We start from the raw sequence: 5,007 nt of genomic DNA, 5'->3' as shown, positions 1-5,007 counted from the left end.
TCGGTCTTGAGCCATGTGGTCGAAGGCCTGGTTGCCTACCGCAGTGACTTCTCCGTTGCTCCCATGCTGGCCGAATCGTACGACGTTTCGAAGGACGGCCGCGTCTACACGTTCGTATTGCGCAAGGGATTGCGGTTTCACAATGGTGCGCCGGTCAAAGCGGCTGACGTGAAATGGAGCTGGGATCGTCTGCTCAATGCCGAGACGCGTTGGACTTGCAGGAATCTGTTCACCGGTGTGGCAGTTGCCAGCGTAAAAGTGCTGTCGGTGGAGGTCGTCGATCAAGAGACCGTGGTGTTTCGTCTCGATCGAGCCAGTCCGTTGTTCCTCGAAGGCATGGCAAGCTTGCAGTGCATGCCCGCCGTGCTCCATCGAGACTCGGTGGCGGCGGATGGCAGTTGGAAAGCACCGATCGGCACGGGGCCATTCCAGTTCGTCGAATGGAAGAAGGGGCAGTGGATTCACTTGACGCGCTTCGCCAACTACGCGCCGGCATCGCAACCGGCGTCGGGCATGGCGGGGCGCAAGCAGGCGTTGGTGGAGAAGTTGCGCTGGCTGGTGATTCCGGAACATGCGGCGCAGAAGGCCGCGCTGCTCGCGGGCCAGCTCGACATTATGACCAACGTCGATTCGACTGACTTGCCATTTCCCGCGCAGCGCTTCAACACGCAAATCACACCAGGGTTGGACTGGGATGCGTTGTTGTTGCAAACACAAGATCCTTTGCTACGCGACGTGCGCATTCGCAGGGCCGTTGCAGCCGCAGTCGATGCTCCGGCGCTCGCGAAAGCTGTGAGCAATGGCAAGTCGAGCGCTAATCCCTCGCCGATCGCGGTTGCGAGTCGTTGGCACTCGGCTGCTTTGAATCAACGCATGCCTTACGACATCAAGGCGGCGAAGCAACTGTTGAGCGAGGCGGGCTATCGTGGCCAGCGTTTGAAGCTGCAAACCAACAAGCGCTACCGGACGATGCACGACAATGCTGTCATCATCCAGTCCATGTTGGCAAAGGTGGGCCTGGCAGTGGAGCTGGAAGTCGTCGACTGGACCACGCAACTTTCCAACTATCGTGAAGGCAAGTTCCAGCTGATGTCGTTCGGCTATTCCACCAAGATCGATCCGTCGCTCGATCTGGCGCCGCTCATCGGACGCAAAGCGAAGAGCGCGTTCTATCAATGGGATGACCCTCGAACCGACGACTTGGTGTTGCGCATCAGTCTGGAAGCTGCCGAACCGGCCCGCCAGGCGCTGATCGAGGACTTGCATCGGCGCATGATCGCCGATGTGCCGCTGTTGCCGCTGTTCAATCCAGATGCCATCGAGGTCAGCGGCCGCAATGTGAGCGGTTACGAAACCTGGCCAGTGAAGATGCCGCGGCTTTGGAATGTGAGAATCGCCAGGTAAGCGATGGGTAGTTACATCTTCAAACGATTGTTGCTGGCGGTGCCGCTGTTGTTCATGGTGGCGCTGTTGGTATTCCTGCTGATCCGCGCGATTCCGGGCGATCCGGCGTTGCTACTGGTCGGCGACACCTCTGATCCCCAGGCGTTGGAGGAAATCCGGCGTTCGCTCGGCTTGGACCAGCCTCTCGCGACTCAGTTCTGGCTGTGGTTGCAGAGGCTACTGCACGGCGACCTTGGTCAATCGTTGATCACGCATGAGCCGGTGCTGGACTTGGTTACGAGCCGCTTCGCGGTAACTGCGCAGATCGTGCTGATTGCTACGGCGATTGCCGCTTCCATAGCACTGCCCATGGGCATCGTTGCCGCTTGGCGCCAGGGTAGCGGGCTCGATGCGACCGTGGTTGCTGGCACAGTGCTGATGATGTCGGTGCCCAGCTTCTGGGTCGGGATCTTGCTGCTGTTGGTATTCGGCGTGGTTCTGGGGTGGGCGCCGGTCGTCGGCTATGTAGCTCTCAGCGACGATCTACTGCAGGGCGTGAGTTATCTGATCCTGCCGGTAGTCGCGCTGGTGCTTACGGAGATGGCGTCTATCACGCGCATCATGCGCGCTAGCACGATCGACATTCTACGTCTGGACTACGTGGCGCACGCGCGCGCCAAGGGATTGCCGGAACGCGTCGTACTCGGTGTGCACGTATTTCCAAACGCATTTGGTCCGGCGTTGACCATTATCGGTCTGATTCTCGGGCACTTGCTGGGCGGCGCGGCTGTGGTCGAGACGGTGTTCACGTTGCCGGGCGCGGGTAGGTTGCTGGTTGAGAGTATTTATGCACGTGACTATGCAGTGGTGCAGGGATGTTTGTTGGTGATTGCCACGATCTACATCCTAGTCAATTTGCTGGTCGATCTCATGTATCCGCTGTTCGACCCACGAGTGCGGCTGTAATCGAGTATTGACGGAGGGGCAGTGAGCATTTTGGTAATGAGCGCGTCTGCAGCCAAACGTAGCATGCCACTACGAACGATCGTGGGCTTGTCGCTGATCGCACTAGTGCTGGTAGCTGGCCTCGCGGGGCTGTTGGCGCCGCCGTTCGATCCGGTCGAACCGGATTTGATGGCGCGATTGCAGCCACCCTCACCGGAACATTGGATGGGCACCGACCAGTTTGGCCGCGACGTGTTCAGCCGGGTGTTGGCCGGCGCGATCAGCAGCATCGCCATTAGTCTCGGCGCGGTCAGCTTTGCGGTGCTCGTGGGCATGGTGATCGGATCGATGGCCGGATATTTTGGCGGCAACCTGGATCGCGGCATCGGCTTTCTGACCGATGCGCTCATGGCATTCCCCGGAATTCTGTTGGCACTCGGACTGACTGCTGTGTTCGGTCCGTCACGAATGGGTGTCATTCTCGCGCTGGGAGTGGCCTTCACTCCGTCGGTCGTGCGTTCTGTTCGCGCTGCCGCGTTGTCGGTCAGTCGCAATCAATTCGTGGAGGCGGCGACGGCCATGGGGCACAGTCATGCCTGGATCATCGCGCGCCACATTCTGCCGAATTGCATGTCGCCGCTGATCGTGTTGTCCACCACGCTGGTCGGAGTCGCCTTGCTGGCGGAGAGTGCGCTCAGTTTCTTGGGATTGGGCGTGCCGCCACCCAGTGCTACTTGGGGCGGAATGTTGGCCGAATCCCGCTCGCACCTGGACAAGGCGGTGTGGCTGGCAGTGTGTCCCGGAGTGGCGATTTCCCTGGCGTTGCTCGGTATCAATCTGGCGGGCGACGCTCTGCGAGATCACCTGGACCCCAGGATGAAACAACGATGAACGTCGGCCCCGTGAGAGTGATTGCATCGATGCCCGAACCGGTAACCGCAGTGTTGGGTGTCGCCGATTTGACGATTCGCTTCGGTAGTCATGTCGCCGTTGAAGGTGCGTCGCTGCAGATAGTTCCTGGAGAAATCATCGGCCTGGTCGGAGAGTCCGGTAGTGGCAAGACCTTGCTCGGCCGGGCGTTGCTGGATCTGCTTCCGGAGAGTGCGGTTCGAACCGGCGAGATTCGGTTCGAAGGTCGCTCGTTTGCGGGGTTCAATGCGGAACAACTCAGACAGCTGCGTGGCGCGGCAGTCGGACTCATTTTTCAGGAGCCGCTGACTTCACTGAATCCAGCGCTGAGCATTGCACGGCAACTGACTGAAGCACAGATGCTGCACTATTCGATCGACAAGAACGAGGCAGAGGCGCGCGCGGTAAACATGCTCGCGCGGGTGGGGTTTGCCGACCCTAAGTCGGCGATGGATCGCTACCCGCATGAGTTTTCGGGCGGTATGCGTCAACGCATCATGATTGCTGGCGTCATGCTGTTGCGACCCAAAGTAGTGATCGCGGATGAACCGACCACTGCGCTTGACAGCATCAACCAGCAGGACGTGCTCAACTTGCTGGTGGAACTGACGCGCGAAGCTGGAACGGCAGTGCTGCTCATCTCCCACGATCTGGGCCTGGTCGCCAGCTATGCCAGTCGCTTGATCGTGATGCAGTCTGGTCGCATCGTCGAAGAAGGTTTGACGAGTGCGATTCTTTCAGCGCCGCGTGAAACGTACACGCGTGCCTTGCTCGAGTCGGTGCCGAAGCGGCGTGAGCTGGTTTCGCAGGTGCAGTCGGTGGATGCGTTGAAGGTCGAAGCACTCGACATCACTTACCCAGGCACGCGTCGCTTGTTTCGCCGTTCTAGTCCCGTCAACGCCGTTCGCAATGTGAGTTTGCGCGTGGCGCGCGGCGAGACGGTCGGCCTGGTGGGCCAGTCTGGTTCTGGCAAGACTTCGATCGCTCGCGTGATCATGGGGCTGGTGCCGCCCACGCGTGGTCGCATCGAGATCGACGGTGTGGATTTCGCGTCCTTGTCTCGTCGCGACGCACGCCGTCGTCGCATCGGCATCGTGTTCCAAGATCCGTTCTCGTCCCTGGATCCACGCATGCGAGTCGAACAAATCATTGCCGAGCCGCTGCGAGATCTGCCAGGAGTGACGGCAGCCGAACGGCGGCAGCGCGTCGCGAGGTTACTGGAAGGCGTAGGTTTGGGCGTTGGATTCGCCGATCGATTCCCGCATCAACTCTCGGGTGGTCAGCGACAGCGCGTGGCAATTGCACGCGCCCTGGTTGCCGAGCCTCAGTTGCTGGTTGCCGATGAACCGTGTGCGGCCTTGGATGTGACCGTGCAGACGCAAGTGCTACAGCTGCTACGAACTCTGCAACAGACTCATGGTTTCGGCTGTCTGTTCATTTCTCATGATCTGGCTGTTGTGGAAGAGATCGCTCACCGCGTCGTTGTTCTGCATCGGGGGGCGATCATGGAGGAGGGCAGCCGTGAAAGTGTGCTACGGCGGCCACAACATCCGTATACACGCCGCCTAGTGGCGTCATTTCCTGAGCTGATCACTGAGCGGACGAGTTTCAGCGTACGTCGCAGAGTATTGCCGGAGCAGAGTGCCGGTGCTGCGCGTTATCTGGATCCCGAGCACATGCAGGGCGTGGGTACGCTGATCGAGGTAGAGCCGGGGCATCGAGTCCTGGTCGCAGCGTCGAATTGATGCGGTTACGTTGGGGTCACCAGAT

4 protein-coding genes are annotated in these 5,007 nt (G+C 59.9%); all 4 read left to right on the top strand.

All coding sequences use genetic code 11. The features are described from left to right. The coding region (locus JNL55_RS28865; RefSeq protein ID WP_293862825.1) for an ABC transporter substrate-binding protein at positions 1–1,404 on the top strand (1,404 nt) is incomplete at its 5' end. Positions 1,405–1,407: 3 nt separating this feature from the next. Further along, a complete protein-coding gene (locus JNL55_RS28860; RefSeq protein ID WP_293862823.1) occupies positions 1,408–2,349 on the top strand; it encodes an ABC transporter permease in 942 nt (313 codons plus the stop codon). A gap of 36 nt (positions 2,350–2,385) precedes the next feature. Next, complete coding sequence (locus tag JNL55_RS28855; RefSeq protein WP_293862819.1) at positions 2,386–3,219, top strand: ABC transporter permease; 834 nt, start codon at positions 2,386–2,388, stop codon at positions 3,217–3,219. Further along, positions 3,216–4,982 (top strand): dipeptide ABC transporter ATP-binding protein, encoded by a 1,767-nt coding sequence (locus tag JNL55_RS28850; RefSeq protein ID WP_293862817.1) that lies wholly within the window; start codon positions 3,216–3,218, stop codon positions 4,980–4,982. The genes JNL55_RS28855 and JNL55_RS28850 overlap by 4 nt, the downstream gene beginning before the upstream one ends. Positions 4,983–5,007: the final 25 nt, after the last annotated feature.

The organism is Steroidobacter sp., assembly GCF_016790065.1.
Taxonomy (GTDB): Bacteria; Pseudomonadota; Gammaproteobacteria; order Steroidobacterales; family Steroidobacteraceae; genus Steroidobacter.
The sequence above is the reverse complement of the archived record's forward strand: the minus strand, read 5'-3'. Positions and strand labels throughout refer to the sequence as shown.

Coding starts and splice junctions, on each gene's coding strand:
- JNL55_RS28860 (WP_293862823.1), top strand. CDS start 1,408: ATGGGTAGTTACATCTTCAAACGATTGTTGCTGGCGGTGCCGCTGTTG.
- JNL55_RS28850 (WP_293862817.1), top strand. CDS start 3,216: ATGAACGTCGGCCCCGTGAGAGTGATTGCATCGATGCCCGAACCGGTA.
- JNL55_RS28855 (WP_293862819.1), top strand. CDS start 2,386: ATGAGCGCGTCTGCAGCCAAACGTAGCATGCCACTACGAACGATCGTG.